At 57.7% G+C, this 18596-nt stretch carries 26 protein-coding genes; 14 read left to right on the plus strand and 12 right to left on the minus strand.

The window, feature by feature from the left end; translation table 11 throughout:
- Nucleotide 1: 1 nt before the first annotated feature.
- The 9 genes from ROO76_12450 to ROO76_12490 all read right to left on the minus strand — a co-directional run bounded on the left by ROO76_12450 (nt 2) and on the right by ROO76_12490 (nt 5661).
- On the minus strand, nt 2-1285 hold the full coding sequence (locus ROO76_12450) for a TolC family protein (protein MDT8068965.1): 1284 nt from the start codon (nt 1283-1285) through the stop codon (nt 2-4).
- The gene (locus tag ROO76_12455) at nt 1282-1554 is read right to left on the minus strand and encodes a hypothetical protein (protein MDT8068966.1); all 273 of its coding nucleotides are present in this window, start codon (nt 1552-1554) and stop codon (nt 1282-1284) included. Before ROO76_12455 ends, ROO76_12450 begins: the two co-directional genes overlap by 4 nt.
- A 194-nt stretch (nt 1555-1748) precedes the next feature.
- Nucleotides 1749-2231 (minus strand): hypothetical protein, encoded by a 483-nt coding sequence (locus tag ROO76_12460; protein ID MDT8068967.1) that lies wholly within the window; start codon nt 2229-2231, stop codon nt 1749-1751.
- Between the two features lie 526 nt (nt 2232-2757).
- Nucleotides 2758-3486, minus strand: coding sequence for an FAD-dependent oxidoreductase (locus tag ROO76_12465; protein MDT8068968.1), 729 nt, complete (start codon nt 3484-3486; stop codon nt 2758-2760).
- Nucleotides 3447-3833, minus strand: a complete 387-nt coding sequence (locus ROO76_12470) for an FAD-dependent oxidoreductase (GenBank protein MDT8068969.1) — start codon at nt 3831-3833, stop codon at nt 3447-3449. Before ROO76_12470 ends, ROO76_12465 begins: the two co-directional genes overlap by 40 nt.
- Before the next feature lie 55 nt (nt 3834-3888).
- A complete protein-coding gene (locus ROO76_12475; protein ID MDT8068970.1) occupies nt 3889-4383 on the minus strand; it encodes a hypothetical protein in 495 nt (164 codons plus the stop codon).
- Nucleotides 4383-4664: a heavy-metal-associated domain-containing protein gene (locus ROO76_12480; GenBank protein MDT8068971.1), complete on the minus strand. Its 282-nt coding sequence runs from the start codon at nt 4662-4664 to the stop codon at nt 4383-4385. The genes ROO76_12475 and ROO76_12480 overlap by 1 nt, the downstream gene beginning before the upstream one ends.
- Nucleotides 4664-5278 carry a mercuric transporter MerT family protein gene (locus tag ROO76_12485; GenBank protein MDT8068972.1) on the minus strand — a complete coding sequence of 205 codons (615 nt, stop codon included), beginning with the start codon at nt 5276-5278 and terminating at the stop codon, nt 4664-4666. Before ROO76_12485 ends, ROO76_12480 begins: the two co-directional genes overlap by 1 nt.
- Nucleotides 5275-5661 carry a metalloregulator ArsR/SmtB family transcription factor gene (locus tag ROO76_12490; protein ID MDT8068973.1) on the minus strand — a complete coding sequence of 129 codons (387 nt, stop codon included), beginning with the start codon at nt 5659-5661 and terminating at the stop codon, nt 5275-5277. Before ROO76_12490 ends, ROO76_12485 begins: the two co-directional genes overlap by 4 nt.
- A gap of 404 nt (nt 5662-6065) precedes the next feature.
- Between ROO76_12490 and ROO76_12495 the strand changes: the two genes are divergently transcribed.
- The 9 genes from ROO76_12495 to ROO76_12535 all read left to right on the plus strand — a co-directional run bounded on the left by ROO76_12495 (nt 6066) and on the right by ROO76_12535 (nt 14000).
- Nucleotides 6066-6395 carry a TrbC/VirB2 family protein gene (locus ROO76_12495; GenBank protein ID MDT8068974.1) on the plus strand — a complete coding sequence of 110 codons (330 nt, stop codon included), beginning with the start codon at nt 6066-6068 and terminating at the stop codon, nt 6393-6395.
- Between the two features lie 26 nt (nt 6396-6421).
- Nucleotides 6422-6745 (plus strand): VirB3 family type IV secretion system protein, encoded by a 324-nt coding sequence (locus ROO76_12500; protein ID MDT8068975.1) that lies wholly within the window; start codon nt 6422-6424, stop codon nt 6743-6745.
- On the plus strand, nt 6732-9212 hold the full coding sequence (locus ROO76_12505; GenBank protein ID MDT8068976.1) for a DUF87 domain-containing protein: 2481 nt from the start codon (nt 6732-6734) through the stop codon (nt 9210-9212). Before ROO76_12500 ends, ROO76_12505 begins: the two co-directional genes overlap by 14 nt.
- Nucleotides 9209-9958, plus strand: a complete 750-nt coding sequence (locus ROO76_12510; protein ID MDT8068977.1) for a TrbG/VirB9 family P-type conjugative transfer protein — start codon at nt 9209-9211, stop codon at nt 9956-9958. Before ROO76_12505 ends, ROO76_12510 begins: the two co-directional genes overlap by 4 nt.
- A gap of 9 nt (nt 9959-9967) precedes the next feature.
- Nucleotides 9968-11209 (plus strand): TrbI/VirB10 family protein, encoded by a 1242-nt coding sequence (locus ROO76_12515; protein MDT8068978.1) that lies wholly within the window; start codon nt 9968-9970, stop codon nt 11207-11209.
- Nucleotides 11210-11271: 62 nt separating this feature from the next.
- Nucleotides 11272-12102, plus strand: a complete 831-nt coding sequence (locus tag ROO76_12520; protein ID MDT8068979.1) for a hypothetical protein — start codon at nt 11272-11274, stop codon at nt 12100-12102.
- Between the two features lie 2 nt (nt 12103-12104).
- The gene (locus ROO76_12525; protein ID MDT8068980.1) at nt 12105-12926 is read left to right on the plus strand and encodes a type IV secretion system protein; all 822 of its coding nucleotides are present in this window, start codon (nt 12105-12107) and stop codon (nt 12924-12926) included.
- A gap of 4 nt (nt 12927-12930) precedes the next feature.
- Nucleotides 12931-13608 carry a VirB8/TrbF family protein gene (locus ROO76_12530; protein ID MDT8068981.1) on the plus strand — a complete coding sequence of 226 codons (678 nt, stop codon included), beginning with the start codon at nt 12931-12933 and terminating at the stop codon, nt 13606-13608.
- Nucleotides 13609-13613: 5 nt separating this feature from the next.
- A complete protein-coding gene (locus ROO76_12535; protein ID MDT8068982.1) occupies nt 13614-14000 on the plus strand; it encodes a hypothetical protein in 387 nt (128 codons plus the stop codon).
- A gap of 14 nt (nt 14001-14014) precedes the next feature.
- Here ROO76_12535 and ROO76_12540 read toward each other — a convergent pair whose 3' ends face one another.
- Both ROO76_12540 and ROO76_12545 read right to left on the minus strand, forming a co-directional pair.
- Nucleotides 14015-14323, minus strand: coding sequence for an XRE family transcriptional regulator (locus ROO76_12540; GenBank protein MDT8068983.1), 309 nt, complete (start codon nt 14321-14323; stop codon nt 14015-14017).
- 3 nt (nt 14324-14326) lie between these two features.
- Nucleotides 14327-14647 carry a type II toxin-antitoxin system RelE/ParE family toxin gene (locus ROO76_12545; protein ID MDT8068984.1) on the minus strand — a complete coding sequence of 107 codons (321 nt, stop codon included), beginning with the start codon at nt 14645-14647 and terminating at the stop codon, nt 14327-14329.
- An 80-nt stretch (nt 14648-14727) separates the two neighbouring features.
- On the opposite strand from ROO76_12545, the gene dcm reads away from it, so the two are divergent.
- Nucleotides 14728-16530, plus strand: coding sequence for a DNA (cytosine-5-)-methyltransferase (gene dcm / locus ROO76_12550; protein ID MDT8068985.1), 1803 nt, complete (start codon nt 14728-14730; stop codon nt 16528-16530).
- A gap of 132 nt (nt 16531-16662) precedes the next feature.
- Here dcm and ROO76_12555 read toward each other — a convergent pair whose 3' ends face one another.
- On the minus strand, nt 16663-16788 hold the full coding sequence (locus ROO76_12555; GenBank protein ID MDT8068986.1) for a hypothetical protein: 126 nt from the start codon (nt 16786-16788) through the stop codon (nt 16663-16665).
- 325 nt (nt 16789-17113) lie between these two features.
- On the opposite strand from ROO76_12555, the gene ROO76_12560 reads away from it, so the two are divergent.
- The 4 genes from ROO76_12560 (at nt 17114) to ROO76_12575 (ending at nt 18571) form a co-directional block, all read left to right on the plus strand.
- On the plus strand, nt 17114-17521 hold the full coding sequence (locus tag ROO76_12560; protein ID MDT8068987.1) for a single-stranded DNA-binding protein: 408 nt from the start codon (nt 17114-17116) through the stop codon (nt 17519-17521).
- Nucleotides 17522-17553: 32 nt separating this feature from the next.
- Complete coding sequence (locus ROO76_12565) at nt 17554-17952, plus strand: hypothetical protein (protein ID MDT8068988.1); 399 nt, start codon at nt 17554-17556, stop codon at nt 17950-17952.
- A gap of 89 nt (nt 17953-18041) precedes the next feature.
- Nucleotides 18042-18347 (plus strand): hypothetical protein, encoded by a 306-nt coding sequence (locus ROO76_12570; protein MDT8068989.1) that lies wholly within the window; start codon nt 18042-18044, stop codon nt 18345-18347.
- A gap of 2 nt (nt 18348-18349) precedes the next feature.
- Entirely contained in the window at nt 18350-18571 is a 222-nt protein-coding gene (locus ROO76_12575; protein MDT8068990.1) for a hypothetical protein, read from the plus strand.
- Nucleotides 18572-18596 lie beyond the last annotated feature (25 nt).

An 18596-nucleotide genomic window follows, 5' to 3' on the forward strand; every position in this document is an offset into this window, starting at 1 on the left:
GTCAGAATTCCTTTCCTACTGAGGCTTCCAGCTGAAACACGGCAATCTTGTAGTCAAACAGTGCAACGTTGTATGCACGCAGGGTTTCGCGGTACACGCGCTCGGCATCGAGCAGCCCGATTAGATCCAAAGCTCCGAGGCGGTACGACTCTTGAGCGATCTCATGTGCCTTTTTGGCCGCAGGTACATACTCTTTTTCGAGCGCACGAAGACGTTCGGCTTGGCTTTCTAATGTCTGGTATCCCTGCTGCACCTCTCGCCGGACAGCAAGAAGGGAGCGAGTCACTTCATACCTCTGCTGTTCCAACTGTGCACTCGCTTTAGTGATTCCGCCCTGGTTGCGATTGAACAAAGGAATAGGTAGGGTGATACCAAATGCGGCGGTATTTACTCCAAAGTCGCGCTTGTATCCAAACGACGGAGTCACGTTTGGCATTGCATCGGCCTTCTGTACCTCGACTTCTCTACGGTTTCGCTCAAGTCGCTGTTGAGCAGCGACAAGATCAGGGCGGCTCTGCAGAGCAAGTTGTTGAAGTTCGCTTAATTGGACGGGTTGAACTGCGGCTGCTAATGTCTCGACTATGTCGAACTTGCCTGTGAGATCGCCGGCACCAAGTACTTCCAGTAAAGCGGTTTTTGAGTTGGCGAGTTGGAGGTTCGAATCGAGAACGTCAGAGTAGAACCGGAGCCTCTCTGCCCGGATGCGATTCATCTCCAGACCAGACAATTCACCCTGCTTGAAGCGAGCTTCGTTCAGCCTGATGACCTCATCGAATTGCTTCAGAATTTCTTGCGCCAGGGAGAGCTGGGTCTTCGCGAGCACAGCTGCAAAGTACCGGCCTTTAACTTCGAGCCTGATCTCACGCTCGGCATTCAGAACGTCAGATCCTGTGGCTAGAAACTCTTGTTGGGCCACCCGAGTCCGCTTCGATCTCTTGCTGGCAGTCTCGATTGTCTGTCCGGCAAGAAGTGTGAACTCCTGGTTATTCCAGAATGAGCCGGGTTTGGACTCGAACAATGGGTAACTCTGTGAACTGACATCAAGCTCGGGATTGGGGAGTAGTTTGGCTTGGCGCACACTTGCATTGGCGATGGCCAGGTTCTGGCGGTCGCGCTGCAAGATGGGGTTGTTCTTCATCGCAAGCTGCAGAGCATCCGTCAGCGTGAGTTTTGCAGGTACAGCAACTTGTTCCTGCGCTGACACCACAGTGGATACGCCGAGCACCATAAAGAACACACTGATCCAGAGGAATCTGCCCACATTGGGCAGGACATTCAGGGTCATTTCGACCGCTCCTTGAAATAGCCTGTAGGTAATAGCGAATTACGCACTTCAATGAGTGACTTTGCCCAAAACTTAAAGGCATCCTCGTGCGAAATGCCGAGGATCGCCGCCGCCCAAGGCAACTGGACTAATAAAGCTGAATGCAGAATGAACACGCCGCGCTCAATTTCTCCCAAGCGAAGGATTGCCGCTTTCAGCGCGTCGGTTGGATTCGTCTTCCCTTTGGGATGATTCCGACAAACGCGGAACGCACAGCTCAGCAACTGCACGGGAGTGCGTTCCCCGGGAGTAGGCAAACCCTTTCGAAGTGATTCGACGAACGCGTCTACCGCGGCTTCCTCAGCCTGGGCTTTGTCACCAAGGAAGAGCTCACAGAATCGCAGAATTGTAGGTCCCGGGGTCTGAAAGCAGTTAGCTTGCCAGGGTTCGCTTCGTTCTCCAGCCGAGTGGCTCAGGCGGACATTCATTTCGCCTCCCAGGTATCGGATGGGTTAGAGCTCGCCGGTCGCAGGGTCGGAGCCGCAGATGAAAGTCGCTGATGCAGTTCCTCTAACGCTTCAGCGCAAGTTCGGCGTGCGTGAATTCTGTCTTGGCCGGTGATCTTGGCAACTACATCCAGATCCAATGACAAACCGCGGAAGAGTACAATCACGGCCCTGCGCATTGGCTCAACCCGGGTGATTGCCAGAACAAGAGGATCAGTGGACCGTGGATTCAGCGGAGCTGAGGCAACACCCTTGGTGAGCGCACGGCGCAGCAACGGCACAACGACGTCACCGTCCGAGTCAACGCCCGAATTACGAACGTGCTCTGCTAGGGTATCGATCGTCAACGCTTCTGCTGTCGCCTGGTCTCCGACAAATAGTTGAAAGAATCGCAGTACGACGGGAGCCCACTCCGATGAGAAGTGGCCCGCGTCTGCGATGACGCGCTTCTTGGTAAACATAGGTTTTAGTCCGGTTCAAAAAAGTCCTTGTTGCGACCAGTACGGGACATTCATCCCGAAGAGGTCAGGACGAACTCAGACTACGTGCGAGGAGGGTGATAATGAGGTTCAGCGAATTCTAGGATCCGCACCTGTGGAGCAGCGACGACGTATTTTTCGATGACCGCAACTGTCGAAAACTCGAAGTGCTGAGTTGGAGAAACATGCGATGAGCAGCAGAAGCAGTCGTCCTCGGACGCCGGAGCGCTTGGGTGGGATCCGTGATTGGAGTCAACTGAGATATTGGACTGCTGTTGAGGAATGGGAAAGAGGTCGTTATCGGCCTCGCAAAGCGAGGGCACACTCATGTCCACTACTGCCCAAAGCAGTATGACTAAAGCAGCGATCCTGTGCCAGCGCCGGAACATCTTCCTGTATATGATACGTGGGCTCGGCTCTTTGTCACACTATTTTGTGACCGGCGATGCGAGGATCACCCCACGTAAGTCGACTGTCCTCTCTGGTTTCGGGGTCGCGTGTAGGCCTCTTAACAAGTCTTTACAAATTCGCCGACTGGCTGAACCCGTAGGAAGGGTACGTGGATGCGATGGGATTGCCTGGCCGTTCTGGCGAAACTTTCGTCCGACGGCAAGCAGAACGAGTGAGGACAAGGGATAATCGGCGTGAGCGGCGGCAAGCCACTCGCAGCGGCATCACCAGCGGCGTAGACAGCTGGATTCGAGATGCTTTGTAGATACTCATTCACACTGACGCCGCGCTCTTCCGTCTGAACGCCAGCGGCGGCGAGATTCAAATCGTCAATCTCCGGAACACGACCGGCGCCGTGAACCACCAAATCCGCCTCAAACACCTCTCGTTCGCCGACCGTTGAAACATGGACCGAAAGCTTGTCATCGGATTTCTCGACCGACACGACTGCCTTTCCGACTTCCACTCCTACGCCGAGTCGTTTCGTCCTCTCCACCAATTGCCCGACCAGATCGGGATCAAATACCTCCAAGGGGTGCTGCCCACGGTGCAGAATCGTGACTTCGGCCCCTGCCCGTGCCGCAACATGAGCGAATTCGAAAGAGATGTATCCGCCACCAATGAAAACGATGCGTCGAGGTAATTCTTCTAGCTCTAGAAACCGATCGCTTGTAGTGACGTATTGCTCTCCAGGAATACCCAACTTCCGCGGCATCGCCCCGGCAGCAACAACTACCTTGCGGCCTTCTAATACGTCCTCTCCAACCCCGACGGCTGTGGAGTCCACGAAGCGTGCGCGCCCCGGAAGGCTGCAACACCTGCCTTGGCAAAGCTTCGCTCGCTGTTTTTCGGTACAGGATCGGTGAACGAGCGCTTGAACCGCATCAATTCTGACCAGTCGATTCGCGTGTTCTCAGAGCGGACGCCTCGCCCGTTCATCCTCTGAACCCAATCGACGACTTCAGCTACACCTACGAGCACTTTCTTGGGATCGCATCCCCGCAAGGCGCACGTTCCTCCGAAAGGGCGCGAATCAATGATGGCGACGTCCCAGCCGGCGGAACGGCACTCGTGGGCGACCGTCGAAGCTGCCGAGCCAGTCCCGATTACAATGAGATCGAATTGTTTTTTCACGACTTGAGTTCTCCCGCGGACTTGATTTGACTCCGGGGTTGATGGGCAGTGCAGCTCAACGAGACGCAGGAAGCGTCTCAGCCACACGTTTCTTCGCTTCTTGAATGGCGCGCGTAATGTCGCCCAGGCAGCAAGTCCCGCTGGGATTCTTGACCTCGCAGGCACAAAAACCGCCTTGCACCTCGGCCTTGATCTCGTCCTGCACCGAGGTTTTACCGTTGGCCTCGATATCCCGGCGGATGTCTTCGCGGCTGTAGTCGAAGCAATAGCAGAGCGGAATTGGATCCGCCGTCTCCTTGTTTCCCACTCGCACTTTCAGATCCGGTTTGTTAAACACGGCTTGATCGGAGAAATAAACAACCTCACAGTCCGCCGTGCGGCAAAAGGAATAGGCCACCGATGCCGGCACGCGCGTGTGATCTCGAACCAGGCTCTTGACAGTCAACACCGCTACAGCCTTCCCCTTTTTGCCACATGAGGGGCAGACCTCTGGCATGCTCGTCGGCGGCGAGCATGTTCCGTCCTTCGTCGTCGAACAGCAACCGGACATTACTTTTTCTCCTGACTCGATTCTTTGAATCCCGTCTTATTGATGGCTTCGCGGAGTTGTTGCTCATTGGTCTGTTCGTCATCGTACACAACAGTCGCGAGTCCCTTTTCGTGACTGACGTCGGCCCTTTTTACGCCTTTGACTTTCGTTAATGCGCTCTTGACACTGACGGCGCATGCGCCACAGGTCATACCGCTGACCTTGATCTCCGTCTTCACATCTTTGGCGAAGGCAGAGCCAGCAAAAAGAAGCAAAAGAAACAGCGTAGTAAGTGATTTCATTAGATGTGTTCTCCTCCTTGGATCGGATGGGCGCGGTAGCCCGCGTCTTGAATAGCTTGTTCAAGCTGCGCGATGGTGACCTTGCCGGCATCGAACTCGACCGTCGCCCGTTTCTGTTCGTATGAGACGATGGCGCTCTGAACACCGTTTAGATCCTTTAGTTTTTTCTGGATGGCCGTCGCGCAGGCTGTGCAATCCATGCCTTCGACGGCAAAGCTGGCACGGTCAGCGCGTGGCGCGGCGGCCGTCGTTTCCGGAGCTTTGCTCGACAGGAGCAACTCGGCAACGGGTCCCGAATAATAGGGAAACGCCGCCACGATGAGCACGACCGCCGTAGCGATCCACAACCCGATGCGACCTCTCCTGTTTGTCGCCGGTTTTTCGCATACTGATCCCGGTTCGCAAGCTTGCTTCGGTTTGCGGTAAGCGAAGTAGAATCCCAGTCCCAACAACAGGAACGTAATTCGCAACAAGTAAGGGCGCCAAGCGGCGAAGAACGCTGATGCGCCCACGATTCCAGCTCCTGCCAGTGCAAACACAATGGGCAGGATGCAGCAGAGGCTGGCTGCAATCCCTGCCATCAACGATGCTCCGATAAAGGCCTTGTCCTTCATTTTCCTTTTCTCCCAAGCGTCCGGCTACGGACTCCGAGTTCATTCGCTTTGGTGATCACTACAACTCGCTTCGATTCGCTCTCTAACGTTTCGCAGCTATCCAAGGCGGGAGCATATTTCGCAAGGTGTTTCTCAATTCCGGTGAGGACTGGTCGGAGGTCCGAATTGAGCCGATAGACTTTGTTCTTGCCATTCCATGCCCATTCCACAAATCCGCAATTCAGCAGGCAGGCCAAATTGTGCGAAATACGGCTCTGCTCGATCCCGAGCTTTTCGACCATCTCGTTCACATAGTGCGGCTTATCTCTAAGCAATTGCACAATTGAGAAACGGGTCTGGTTGGAGAGAGCGCGGAAGAACTCACGATAAAGTCTGGCCTCCAAGATAACCTCCAAATGATATGACACTGATTGCATATGAAAAGTTTCACATATTCACTGCTCCTGTCAACTCTGGAAACCGGGGCCGGGCAGGCCGGGGGTGAGTAGCAGGGGGAAGCGGAATCTCCGGAATTGTCCACAAGCTTTTTTCGAGCTCCCGCCACGTCCGTGATCCCGCCCAGCTAGAGATTCCTGCTAGCGCGGGAGACTTCTTGATCCCACCCCACGGGCATGGCGCGAGCCCTGCCTCGCGCTTTAAGCCCCCATCCGGAAGGCCCTCAGCGACTTATATCTAAATGGAATAAATCCGCCCAAGAAGATATAAATCACCTCCGCAATTCTGGCTTAGCTTCTCCCAGTCACGCAGCCCGCGATGGTTGCGAACTGAACGGAGGAGTTTCAGCCCAATGCAGCCAGACCACACCACTAAAACCAACTTCCGCTTCTCATGGACGCGCCTACGAAAGTTCGTCCCTCTACTGCTGCTCGATCTCCTGATCCCGTCCGCCGCCAACGCCCAAGGCACCGGCAGTTCTCCATGGGAAAACGCAGTCAACGTCCTTAAGACCGCCTTCACCGGTCCCATCGCCACCGGGCTTTCGCTGGTGGCCATCGTCGTCGGCGGCCTGATGTTCGCCTATGGCGAAGGCCAGTCCAAGCGCATGCTCGCCGGAATCGTCTTCGGCGTCGGCATGGCCATTGGAGCCGTGAACTTCATGGCGTGGCTGTTCCCATAAACCAGCAGAAAAGGAGGTGATGCGCCATGGCAAAGGGCGGTTCACGACAGGAGTATCGGCACAGCAAGGTGTTCAAGGCGATGAACCGCCCGTTGACCATCCTCGGGGCAGAACGGCGGCTGTTTTTTGTCGCGTTGATCTCAGGAGGCGCGATCTTTTCGCTCATGCATTCGCTGTTCGGCGGAATTCTGCTCTTTGTGGTGGGCGTGATTGCCGCGCAGCGGGCGACCAAGTATGACGTGGAGATCCTGCCGGTGCTGCTGAATTCTACCAAGTTCCGCAGGCGCTATGACCCGATGAAATGGCAGCCGGTAGAGATACGAATCGCGAGGCACGATGTTCAAGGTTGAGCACATCACGAAAGACTGGAAAGAAGCCGGATCGTTGCAGGCGCATATCAACCTGTACGGCTTCTGGGACGAACACGCGTTTCTGACCAAATCCGGCGACCTCGGGGCGGTGCTCAAGATCGGCGGGATTGATTACGAAAGCCTCGACCACTCCGGACGGGATTGTGCAGTGAAGCGCCTGGAAGCCGCCTTCCGCAGCCTCGATGACAAGACGCGGCTCTATCAGATCATGTTCAAGCACAACCAGCCTGAGATTGCGCACGCGGATTACGAGAACCCCCTGGTAAGCGCAGCCGTGGAACAGCGCGCCGAGTTTCTCCGGTCGAAGGCCGACCGGCTCTACTCAGTCGAGATCTTCTGGGTGGTGATGATAGATGGCAACTATGCCAAGAACGGCTTCCTGCAGGCGCTCTCACAGCTTCCGCGCGATCCGCTCCGTTCCGTCGAACGAATCAAGACACTCTTTGCCAGCAACCAGCAACGGACATTGCTCTATGAGCAGATCGAGCGCGACCGGCTCTTGCTCCAACAGAAGATCCAGAGTTTGAGTGGGCAGCTCAGCGACCTGACGCAGGTCGAGCTGCTAGGGGCGGAGAAGACCTTCCGGCTTGTCCGGCGTCTCGTCAACTTCCGCCCCTCCAAGATTCAGGATGCGCGGCTGCACGGGCCGCGCTTCCTCGACTGGCAGGTGTGTGATTCGGAGCTGGAGGCCCATCGCGGTTACTTGCGTCTGGACGACTACTTCGTTCGCGTCCTGACGCTGAAAGAGTTGCCGAGCGAGACGCATCCTTTATTACTAAACGGGCTGCTGGACATCCCTGCGAACTTCCATGTTGTGACCGAGTGGCACTCCGTCGAGAATGCGGTGGCCCGCAAGGAGATCAATAAGCGCCGCCGCCACTACCACAACTCCAAAACCAGCTTTCTCTCCAATCTTCAAGACCACCAGAACGCCGGGCCGCGCGACGAACTGGTGGATGACTCGAAGGAGGCCGCCGTCGCCGAGTTGGGCGATGCGCTGACGGCACTCGGCATGGAAGGAAAGTCGTTCGGCGAGTTCACGCTCTCGGTCGTGATCTACGACGAGGACCGTCTGAAGGTGGAGCACGCCATTGCGGATTTCCAGAAACTGTTCACCACGCACGATGGCCTGCTGTACGAAGAACGCTACAACCTGCTCAATGCATACTTTGCCACCGTACCCGGCAACCGGCAGTTCAATCTCCGCAAGCAGTGGGCGCTGAACTCGAATTACGCCGACCTGTCTTTTCTATTCACCGTCGATACCGGCAAGACATGGAACGCCCACCTGGAGCGGGAGTTTCTTGCCGTCCTCGAAACCGCGCACGGTGCGCCCTACTATCTGAATCTCCACAGTGGCGATGTGGCGCACACCCTGGTGCTCGGCGCGACCGGCACGGGCAAGAGCTTCACGTTGAACTTCCTGATCCAGTCGCTACAGAAATATCAGCCACTGACATTCATCTTTGATCTTGGCGGCAGCTACGAGACGCTGACGCGCGGCTTCGGCGGGACATACCTGAACGTCGGATTGAAGAATCCCGGTTTCACCATCAATCCGTTCTCACTCGACCCAACGCACGAGAATCTTAACTTTCTGTATCTGTTTGTGCGGGTTCTGATCGAAGCCAATGGCCGTTATGAACTGACACCGGATGATGAGAAGGCACTATTCGCCGCGATTGAGCGCGCCTATAAGCTGCCGCAGGAAATCCGCACGCTCTCAAACTTCGCGTCCATTCTCGGGCCGCTGGGAGAGCGGCTCCATCGTTGGACGCAAACTGGACAATTCGGGTACCTGTTCGACAACGCAGAAGACACGCTGACCTTTTCGCGCTTCCAGACCTTCAACTTCGACGGGTGGAGCGATTATCCCGACATCCTCGAACCTTTGCTCTTCTATATATTACAGCGTGCTTCGTCGGAGATCGAGAGGCCGGAGAACGCCGCTACCTTCAAGGCCTTCGTCATCGACGAGGCGTGGATCTTCCTGAAGAACCGCACGATCCGCGACTGGATCACACGAGCCGAGAAGACCTGGCGTAAGAAGAATGCAGCGATGATCCTGGCCACGCAGTCGGTCGTGGAGCTACAGGCGTCGGAGATGCTGCACGTCGTCAACGAGTCATGCCCGACAAAGATATTTCTTGCGAACCCAAACATCGACCGCAAGCTGTACGCCGAAATCTTCCAGTTCAACGATACACAGCTTGAGCTGCTCGAAAGCCTTGTACCCAAACGCGATCTATTGCTGATCCAACCCGGCAGTACCAAGAAGCTGGTGCTCGAAGTCGATGCGCTCAGCTACTGGGTCGCTACCAACAACGCCCGCGACAACCTGCGCAAGCAGGAGTATTTCGCCCGCTACGGCGCAGAGGAGGGACTGCTGCGCCTTGCCCAGGACTATCCCAACCCCCAATCCAAGGAGACGAAAGGAATCCGATGAAGACACGCATTTTCGCATCGTTGCTGTTGCTGGCGGCCACGAGCGGCTTCGCCCAGCAGACCGCCCGCGTGGTGAGGTACCACACGAACGACATCGTCAGTGTGCGCGCCAAGATGCGCTACACGACGCTCATTCAGCTTCCGGCGACGGAGAAGATTCTGGAGGTTGCCACTGGCGACAAGGACTTCTGGATCATCGATGCCACCGGCAACTACTGTTTCCTGCATCCGGCCAAGGAAGCTATCCATTCGAATCTAAACCTGATTACCGACAAGGGCAGCGTGTACTCGTTCACGCTCGACGAGGTAGAGGCCGGCGATCCCGATCTCAAAGTCGTGATCGAGCCATCGGACGCCTCTTCAGTTGCCGCTGTCAGCGGCTTGGCGAAGTTTGTTTCCGCATCGGAGGTCGTGGCAGCACAGGCCCAGGTTCAGGCCGCCCAGGCTCACGCCGCGCAGGCCGTCGAGCAGTTCCGCGCGGAATATCCCACGAAGAGCCTGAAGTTCGATTACAGCTATCGCAACGACAAGCCGTTCAATGTGTCCGCTATGTACCAGGACGGCCAGTTCACCTACATCAAATCGTCGGCCACGGAAAAGTTCTCGATCTACGAGGTCAAGGACGGCAAGCCCGACCTCATCAACTTTCAATTGAAAGACGGAACCTACGTGATTCCCAAGGTGATTGACCACGGTTATCTCGAAATCGGCAAGCATCGGCTCGCCTTTGAGCGGGCGGCGCAGTAGGAGAGGGCAATGACAGCCGAAAAACCGACTCTTGCAGCAGATACTGTTGAGCCGCCGTCCTCTGAGGTCCCGGAGCTACGCGACCGGCGCCCGAAACCGGAGGGCGTTGTGCCAAAGCAGAGCCAGGCTTACGTCATCGCCGGATTGGCGGTACTGATTCTGCTGGCAGTGATGTTCTCCAACAATCGCGCCAAGCCTGCCGCGAAGCCGAGCGCCGCGGCTCCGGCGGTCTTCTCCAGCGACGCGAATCAGCGCAACATCGACGACCTGAAACGCGACCTGACGGAAGAACAGCGGAAGAGCGAGCAACAGGCGCAGTCGCAGAAAGCTGCTGGTGCTGGAGCTTCGTCACTACCAGGCGGCGCGACGCAGCCAGGCGCAACCACAAATAATAATTCCCAGCCCCCAACCGAGCCGCCGCGTGATCCAGTGAAGGACGCAGAGCGTGCTTTGAACTTCAAAGCGCGCTTCGCGTCGAACCTCGTCCCCGTCAGTGATGCTACTGCGCATTCGGCGGCCACTCAATCGCTCGCGCTCGGGTGCTCTTTGGAAGGGGACCGGACGACGAGCGCTCCTGCGACCGCTGTACAGAGTGCTGGCGCGACACAACAAAATGGAGCGCCCACGAAGCGCGCACCTGAAGTGAGCGTCAACTCCGCCTACGGTCAGCCCTACGTCTTGTTCGAGGGAACGACGATCGACACGGCACTGGTGAATCGCCTTGATGGTGAATTCTCCGGCCCGGTGAAGGTCATGGTCACTAACCCGGTCTACAGCCAGGACCGACAGCACGTGCTCATCCCCGAAGGGACATTCATCCTTGGCGATGTGCAGAAAGTCTCTGGCTTCGGACAGAAACGCTTGGCGATTGTCTTCCACCGGATGCTGATGCCGGACGGCTACTCCGTCGATCTCGATCAGTTCCATGGCCTCGACCAGGTCGGCGAGACCGGCCCGAAGGACAAGGTCAACAACCACTACCTCGAAGTCTTCGGCGCTTCGATCGCGCTCGGCATCATCTCGGGTACGGCGGAAGCATCCACCAACGGCGGCTATAACCAGAGCGGCTCCGATATGTACCGGCAAGGCGTGGCATCGAGTTTGTCGCAGGAGAGCGCCCACGTCCTTGATCGCTTCATCAATGTTCCGCCGACTCTCACCATTCGCGAGGGCCATCGGATCAAGGTCTATCTGACGCAGGACTTGCTCCTGCCAGCGTATGAGAACCACACGATTCCGCCCAACATCTGAGCGGTGAACCGCAACCACCAACGATAACTGAGCCGGCCACGGCTGGCGAAATGGAGAATTCGATGAAATCAGGAAGGCTTTGCTGGCTTGTTTTTGTGTTTTCCGCATTACTCGCACCAACTGCGCACGCGCAGTGGGCGGTCTTTGATGCGAGCAACTATGCCAACGCCGTCGAGGAGTTCAAGCAGTTGCAGCAAATGTACACGACGGCCAACCAAACCCGCGACCAGATCATTCAGGCGTACAACCTCGCCTACCAGATGTCGCGGATGCCGCAGAACCTGTATCAGCGGTACAAGTCCGACTTCTCACAGTGGACGAATCTTTCCGCCCCGAACACCTACGGCAACACGTCAGCCTGGATCGATGCCCTGAATCTCGGCAGTCCGAGCCGCGCCACGGCGGCCTACAACAACGCGGTGATCCAACCGCAGACCTATCCGGGCAGCAGCCTCGCTGCTCAAGACTCGCTGACGCAGGCGGCGATCAAAAATCAGTACGCCACATCGGAGCTGGGCCAGGGCACGATCACCGGTACGCTGTCCACCCTAGGCACTGTGCGGTCAAACTCCGAGGCCTTCGCCCAAAAGCTCGCCAACCTCGAATCGGACACCTATTCGACCGATCCGAGCCAGCAAACCGAGATGGCCGCGCTCGGCAAGATCAACACGGCCACACTCCTGCAAATCCATTCGCAGCAGGACACCAACCAGATCCTTGCCGCGTCCGTTGCGCAGCAAACTCTGGCCGAGAAGCAGCGTATGGACGAGCAGAACCGGCTCATCAACCAGGCGATTTACTTCCAGCAGAACTTTCCGAGCACCATGCAGCGCGTCACCGGCGGTGTGAGCAATTCAATCCAGTCGATTTCGCTGAGCACGAATGGAAGGTAACGATGAATCAGAATCCATTCACATTTCTCGGCCAGGCTATCAGCCAGTTGCTCACTACCAAGAGCGCCGCCATTCAAGCGATGGGCCTGAATATGTTTCGCGGCTTGGCAGTGATCCTGATCGTCTGGTTCGGGGTGAAGGCCGCCCTGTCCGCCGCGCACGGACACGGCGGTTTCAACTTTGCACGATTTGCCGACCTGATCCTTCTGATCTCGTTCGGCCTTGGAATGCTGACCTACTACTCGACGCCAATTCCGGGCGTCGGGTACAGCTTCAGCGACCTGATCACTCAGGAGACCTTGCAGATCGCCGGACAGATCGAGTCCGACCAGACCCAGCAGATCGCCGATGCCGTGGTGAATGCCGAGGAGCAGCTCGGCAGCCCGCCCGGTATCTTCAGCTTCCACGAGTCGCTGACCTTTATCGTCATGGCCATTGCGCTGGCGGCGATGCAGGCGACGGCATTCGCGATCATCGCCTACGGCTATGTCGCATCCGCCGTCTGCGTGCTGTTGGGGCCGATCTTCATCCCGTTCTTCATCGTGCCGAAGATGGACTGGCTCTTTTGGGGCTGGTTCAAGGCATTCATCGGCTTCAGCTTCTATCAGGTCATCGCCTCGGCCTTTATCTATGTCTTCGCCAAGGTGCTCACGGCGATGTTTCAGGTCATCGGCAAAATCAGCATCTCGAATGCGTTGACCGTCCTGCCCGCCCTCTTTATCACCCTTATGGTCTGCATCTACGGGCTGGCCAAGATACCGGAGCTGACAGGCGCGATTCTCAGTGGCCACGCCGGAACCTGGATCAATCCCATGGGGAGCTAACGCCATGAAGAATACTTCGTTTCAAACGTCGGAAGCCGGGCACAAGTTCATCGAGCTATATGCGGAGTCGATGGTCACGAACACCTACCTGAAGGTTGCTCTGCTGGTGCTCTCCGTCGTCGTGCTCACTTTGCTCACGCTTCTCTGGCGAGCCGAGACGGCTGCCTCCCGGATGAAGCCGCTGATCATCTCCATCTCGGACCTCGGGCGCGGCCAGGTAATGAACTATGACGATTTCTCGAAGATCCCCGTTGACCGCGTGAGCAAATATTATCTTGCCCGCTGGTGCCAGCTTTACTACGGCCGCAATCACGCGACATTGCAGCGGGACTTCTCACAGTCGCTCGATTTCTTCTCCAGCCAGTTGCAGTCCGCCACTCTTCAGCGGGTTAACCAGCAGAAGACCTTGCAGACATTCCTGCTCGATCCGAGTGCGCCGGACGTGGACATCGAGATCGACGCCGTCAATCTTATCGACCTGCGTCAGCCGCCTTACAGCGCGCAGATTCAGTTCGAGAAAGTCTTCCGCTCACCCGGCGATGGAGCCGAACAGCGAAGGGAACGCTGGACCGCGAATGTCATTTATAGCTTCCGCGATTCAGTACCGAACGCCATGCTCCTCACCAATCCGCTCGGCCTCGTCATCAGCTACGTACACGAAGACCAGGCGTTCGGGAGTTAAAAATCATGCGACCGAAAAAACCCATCCTGCTTTACTGCGCCGACCGCGAACTGCTCTCGATGATGGCCTTCGCGCTGCGCCTCCATCCCTACGATGTCACGGCAGTCGAAGATAGCCGAAACGCTGCAGCGCTCATGATGACAGGCAATACGGAGCTTGTCTGCGGCATTCTGATCCACGCGCAGCAGGGCGACCTCGCAGGCAGGTTGATTCATCGGCTGCTCGAAGTGGATCTGCATGTGCCCGTGTTGCTGGTGGACCGCGCCGGCGATCTCGCACCCGTCCGCTATGCAGACATGGTGCTGTATGGCCGCAATACCTCGATGGAGCACATCCTGGGTGCCCTCGCTGTGCTCTGCGCGCGGAAGCGCGGACCACGGAGTGCGGCATGAGTGATCTAGTTCTTTCAGGCAGCCAGTTTGAGCTTAGGCCGAAGGCCAAGCCGCGAAGCGATGGTCAGCAGCGTATCCAGGGAGAAGTCTTTCCATTCGCCGCGCTTGATCTTCGAAACGCGCGGCTGCGAGATACCCAACTCTCTGGCGGCTACTGCCTGTGTCCAGCCTTTGGCCGCGATGCGTTTCTCGATCCGGATCATTACCTCCGTGCGCATCTTGAGGATGGCCGCTTCATCTTCATCAAAGCCGAGGTCAAGAAAGATATTGCTGCTTCCTTTGGTGATCCTGCTGTCGTCCCAACGGGAGTCGGTCTTCTTCATTTGTCATTCTCCAATCAGCTTGTATCGCCGTTTCGCAAGCTCCAGGTCGTTCTGACTTGTCTTCCGCGTTTTCTTCTCGAAGGCGTGAAGCACGTAAATGGCATCTGCGAACTTCGCCACATAAATCACGCGCCAGGCTCCATTGATATGGACCCGGATCTCATAGGCTCCTTTGCCCACGTCCTTCATTGGTTTGAAGTCAACCGGCATCAGCCCGTTCTGCACCCGGAGAAGCTCAGCGCCCAGCGCCTTGCGGACCTCCGCTGGAAACTCCCGCAGATCGTCCCGGCTGCTGCCAATGAACAAAATGGGCTTCGTTTCCATTCAAGCAATTATATCAATATTTATCTAACTCCAACAGCCGTCTGCAAGTCACAATTTATGCAAATGCCGGAGATGCAACCATGAGGTACATCTCCGTGTGTTCCGGCATTGAGGCCGTTTCGGTTGCGTGGCAACCGCTCGGCTGGCAGCCAGCGATGTTCGCCGAAATCGATCCCTTCTGCTGCTGGCTGTTGCGCTCGCGCTATCGCACATCGCGGCCCATCTTCATGCCCAGCCCGACCGATGCGCCGGACAGGAGAGAAGCCAAATGCCGCGCGGCAGCCATTCGCAACATCGTTGCTCTTCCTGTCTGCGGCGACGTGATCAACGCAGGGGATTTCACTCGCATAGGTAAAGAGGATGTGGGAACAATCGACCTTCTGGCCGGAGGAACACCTTGCCAGTCTTTCTCCGTCGCCGGTAAACGAGCGGGACTGGATGACCCGCGTGGCAACCTCACCATCGAGTTTGCTCGACTTGCTGATCGGCTCCGGCCCCCTTGGCTGGTGTGGGAGAACGTCCCCGGCGTCCTGTCAATCGACGGAGGACGGACGTTTGGAGCCTTCCTCGGCATGTTGGTCGAGTGCGGGTATGGGGTCGCCTACCGAGTTCTGGACGCTAGATTTTTCGGAGTACCCCAGCGACGGCGTCGCGTCTTCGTTGTCGGACATCTTGGAGACTGGAGAGGTCCCGCGGCAGTATTTCTTGAGTTCGCGGGCCTGTCGGGGTATCCTCCGCCGCGCCGAGAAACGCGGCAAGGAGCTGCCAGCGGCGTTGAAGTCGGCCCTGCTGGCGGTCGCCTCACAGACACTGCTCCTACCCTCGATAGGGGATGCAAGGATGGCTTCGTCCGCAATCAGCTAGGCGTCGGCATTCTTTCATCGACGGAGGAAATATCCCATTGCCTGAACGCTGGCGGCATGGGCCGACAGGACTTCGAGACAGAGACTTTGATCGCTCATTCGCTCTCAGCCGATGGCTTCGACGGGAGCGAAGACGGCACCGGGCGTGGAACGCCCGTAGTGCCTGTCGCCATCTTTACCGCACATACCCAGTCCAACGGCAGCGGCTTCTCCAAGGACATTGCTCACACATTGGAGAGCGGCGGTGCTCAGGCTGTCGCCTTTGCGCAGAACTGTCGCGACGAGGTGCGGCTGCACGGCGGAGATGGCAGAACAGTCGGCGCGTTGGCGGCGCAGCCAGGCGCGAAACAGCAATGCTATGTCGCCTTCTCTGTAAAGGACTCCGGTGCCGATGCGAGCGACGTCGCACCGACACTCCGTGGCATGGGCCACGATTCGAGCCATCCCAACGGCGGCGGCCAGGTAGCCATCGCATTTTCGCAGAACCAGTCCGGTGACGTTCTGGCCGGCGATGTAATGCCCTCGCTTGGAACAAGTCAGAATGCAACAGGCCGGAATGCGGCCACCGTCGCGTTCACGCTCCACGGCAGCGATGGGACGGCAAGCTCTGCTTCATCCACCGAAGTCGCGGGGAGTCTTCGTACCGGCGCTCCCGGCAGCATCGAGAACAGCTCGACCACGGCTGTGCTTCAGGAACAGTCCATCGCTTGGTCTGGAGAACTCACGGCATCGATCGATGTAGCCGGGACGCTTCAACGCGGAGGCGAAGGTGGACGTCCCGATGGCGTGATGACGCAGCAGATGGCCGTGCGGAGGCTAACGCCGCGCGAGTGCGAGCGATTGCAGGGATTTCCAGACGACTACACGCTCGTCGAGTACCGCGGCAAGCTGGCCTCCGATGGTCCTCGCTATAAGGCTCTCGGCAACTCGATGGCTGTCCCGGTTATGCGCTGGCTCGGACAACGCATCGCAGCCGTCGATGCGATCCTCCGTGAGAGCGGCGCGAGGAGGGAGCCATGAGCCTCCGCTTCTTTACCGTATTGGCGCATCCCTTGCGGAAGAGAGAAGACCTTGACCTTCACCCAGCCCGCATCCACTCCATACCCGGAACGCGCAGCTTCGCCTTCCAGGTGGTCGCCCAGGAGCAGACCCTCACAACGTCAGCAGACAGGCAACGATGCGGAAGGCTGCCGAGCGTGGTTCAACCACTCCCCGCTGGTCAACGCCGAATCGGAAGCGCGACAGCACGAGGACTCCGGCGTCCAGGTTGCGAAGCATACGCATCCTTGTCCCGAGACCGTCAGACGGATGTTTCCCTAGAGCGCCATCTCCCCCGGATTTTCCCATGTCTCACTCGGTCACTCGCTCGGTGCTTATCCCGCGCCCTGCGGCACGGCACGGCTCTGCTTCGGCTGCGCCGCCCTAAAGGGTTTCGGCTTTCAGAAAATCTTTTCGGCAAATCTCCGCACAGAACGCGGACGAAAAGATTTTCCGAACCTTCCGAAAAAGCGCCGTTTGGCCTTGGGAGCGGGGCACACTCGCGTCGCTTCGCGCAGGAGTGTCCCGAGTAAGAACAGGGCAAATCCAAACAGGAGAAATTCCAATGGCACTCTATACCAACACCGTCACAGTCAAAGGTTATCTGGGCAAGGACGCCGAGTCCTTCGCCACCCGGAGCCAGAAGGCAGTCGTCGTTCTGTCGATCGCCACCAAGTCCGGCTACAAGGACCAGCAGAAGCACGAGTGGGTGAACCACACCGAATGGCACCGCATCGTCGCCTTCGGCAAGCCCGCCGACTACGCGAAGGGCCTGAAGAAAGGCGACTACGTGGAAGTCGAAGGCGAGCTGCGCTCGACCGAGTACGAGAAGGAAGTCGTGCAGGGCAAAAACAAGGTCAAGGTCACCTTCCGCGACAAGGAAGTGCGCGCCAACACCGTGAAGAAGCTCCCTGCGCCGGCGAAGGGTGAAAACCTCGACGCCGATCCCATCACGGAGGATGACGCCGCATAAGCGGCGTTGTCCTCCCTCACGGGAGGTGTGACATGCTGACTCTCTTTGCCAATAGCGTCACGCTTAGGGGCTTTCTCGCTAAGGATGCTGAAGCTCCCTCATCCGAACATATCCAGAATGATTCGTTCGCGGTCCTGCTGCTGGCGACTGTCTCCGGTGTCTGGGACCTCGGCAACAACCAGTGGATACCGCGCACCGACTTCCATCGCATTATCTGCCCCGGCCCGTTCTTCTGCGGCATGGTGCGTGGCATGAGGCGCGGCGACTACCTCGAAGTCGAAGGTGAGCTGCGCGCTCTGGAGCAGGAACGTGGCGTGGTCGTTGCCGGAGAACGCTTTCCGGTCAAGCACTCGACCTATGCCGTCCATGCAGTCCGCATCCAGCGGCTGGACCGGCCCGATGCGCTGGTTGATTTCGGCGAGGACGGCTAACGCCGTTCCGCCTTTTCGCGGAGGGGCTTTCGCCTCTCCGCTTTTCTGTCGAGATGCCGCCCGTTCGACGGCGGCGGAAAGGACCACTCATGATCGCCAATGCTGTATTTGTCGCTACGCTGATTTTTCTCGCGCTCGGCTTCTGGCTCACGCGTGAGATGCAGTTCCTCACGCCTTGGCGCAATTTGATTCTGCACAGCTACCTCAAGAGCATCGCGCTTTACTGCGCTCTGCTCTTTGCCAATCTGCTCGGCATCGCCATCTGGATCGAGCGCAAGTTCTTCCTGCGCGACACGGGCCGCAAGCTCCGCCACCTCGATCAGGAAATCCATACCGGGCAGAGCGAACTATCCGGCGAAATCCTCGCGCAGTTTGGGGATGAGGAGGAGCGATAGCCATGCAGAACGACGGCCAGTATATGGAGCGCACGCCCGACCTCATCGCCAAGGTCCTCCTGATGCGCGAGGCCGCGGAGAAAGAGATGAACCGCTTCACGCGGCTGGCCGACTACGACGTGCGTCGCGTTGTCGGCCAGAAGCCTGCGGATGTTGTGGAGCCGGGCGCCACGCAAGCAGTCATCGAGTTTTCGCCGGAACAAAATGACGACGGTGAGGCATAGCCATGAGATTCGATATTCCCCAGGA

This window comes from Terriglobia bacterium (assembly GCA_032252755.1).
In the GTDB taxonomy this organism is placed as follows: Bacteria; Acidobacteriota; Terriglobia; order Terriglobales; family Acidobacteriaceae; genus JAVUPY01.

What these genes read in the sequence shown, in the direction of transcription:
- ROO76_12485 (MDT8068972.1), bottom strand. Translation starts at nt 5,278, where the DNA reads ATGAAGGACAAGGCCTTTATCGGAGCATCGTTGATGGCAGGGATTGCA.
- ROO76_12575 (MDT8068990.1), top strand. Translation starts at nt 18,350, where the DNA reads ATGCAGAACGACGGCCAGTATATGGAGCGCACGCCCGACCTCATCGCC.
- ROO76_12500 (MDT8068975.1), top strand. Translation starts at nt 6,422, where the DNA reads ATGGCAAAGGGCGGTTCACGACAGGAGTATCGGCACAGCAAGGTGTTC.
- ROO76_12460 (MDT8068967.1), bottom strand. Translation starts at nt 2,231, where the DNA reads ATGTTTACCAAGAAGCGCGTCATCGCAGACGCGGGCCACTTCTCATCG.
- ROO76_12480 (MDT8068971.1), bottom strand. Translation starts at nt 4,664, where the DNA reads ATGAAATCACTTACTACGCTGTTTCTTTTGCTTCTTTTTGCTGGCTCT.
- ROO76_12570 (MDT8068989.1), top strand. Translation starts at nt 18,042, where the DNA reads ATGATCGCCAATGCTGTATTTGTCGCTACGCTGATTTTTCTCGCGCTC.
- ROO76_12515 (MDT8068978.1), top strand. Translation starts at nt 9,968, where the DNA reads ATGACAGCCGAAAAACCGACTCTTGCAGCAGATACTGTTGAGCCGCCG.
- ROO76_12495 (MDT8068974.1), top strand. Translation starts at nt 6,066, where the DNA reads ATGCAGCCAGACCACACCACTAAAACCAACTTCCGCTTCTCATGGACG.
- ROO76_12510 (MDT8068977.1), top strand. Translation starts at nt 9,209, where the DNA reads ATGAAGACACGCATTTTCGCATCGTTGCTGTTGCTGGCGGCCACGAGC.
- ROO76_12555 (MDT8068986.1), bottom strand. Translation starts at nt 16,788, where the DNA reads ATGCTTCGCAACCTGGACGCCGGAGTCCTCGTGCTGTCGCGCTTCCGA.
- ROO76_12560 (MDT8068987.1), top strand. Translation starts at nt 17,114, where the DNA reads ATGGCACTCTATACCAACACCGTCACAGTCAAAGGTTATCTGGGCAAG.
- ROO76_12505 (MDT8068976.1), top strand. Translation starts at nt 6,732, where the DNA reads ATGTTCAAGGTTGAGCACATCACGAAAGACTGGAAAGAAGCCGGATCG.
- ROO76_12525 (MDT8068980.1), top strand. Translation starts at nt 12,105, where the DNA reads ATGAATCAGAATCCATTCACATTTCTCGGCCAGGCTATCAGCCAGTTG.
- ROO76_12520 (MDT8068979.1), top strand. Translation starts at nt 11,272, where the DNA reads ATGAAATCAGGAAGGCTTTGCTGGCTTGTTTTTGTGTTTTCCGCATTA.
- ROO76_12535 (MDT8068982.1), top strand. Translation starts at nt 13,614, where the DNA reads ATGCGACCGAAAAAACCCATCCTGCTTTACTGCGCCGACCGCGAACTG.
- dcm (MDT8068985.1), top strand. Translation starts at nt 14,728, where the DNA reads ATGAGGTACATCTCCGTGTGTTCCGGCATTGAGGCCGTTTCGGTTGCG.
- ROO76_12545 (MDT8068984.1), bottom strand. Translation starts at nt 14,647, where the DNA reads ATGGAAACGAAGCCCATTTTGTTCATTGGCAGCAGCCGGGACGATCTG.
- ROO76_12450 (MDT8068965.1), bottom strand. Translation starts at nt 1,285, where the DNA reads ATGACCCTGAATGTCCTGCCCAATGTGGGCAGATTCCTCTGGATCAGT.
- ROO76_12530 (MDT8068981.1), top strand. Translation starts at nt 12,931, where the DNA reads ATGAAGAATACTTCGTTTCAAACGTCGGAAGCCGGGCACAAGTTCATC.
- ROO76_12540 (MDT8068983.1), bottom strand. Translation starts at nt 14,323, where the DNA reads ATGAAGAAGACCGACTCCCGTTGGGACGACAGCAGGATCACCAAAGGA.
- ROO76_12565 (MDT8068988.1), top strand. Translation starts at nt 17,554, where the DNA reads ATGCTGACTCTCTTTGCCAATAGCGTCACGCTTAGGGGCTTTCTCGCT.
- ROO76_12475 (MDT8068970.1), bottom strand. Translation starts at nt 4,383, where the DNA reads ATGTCCGGTTGCTGTTCGACGACGAAGGACGGAACATGCTCGCCGCCG.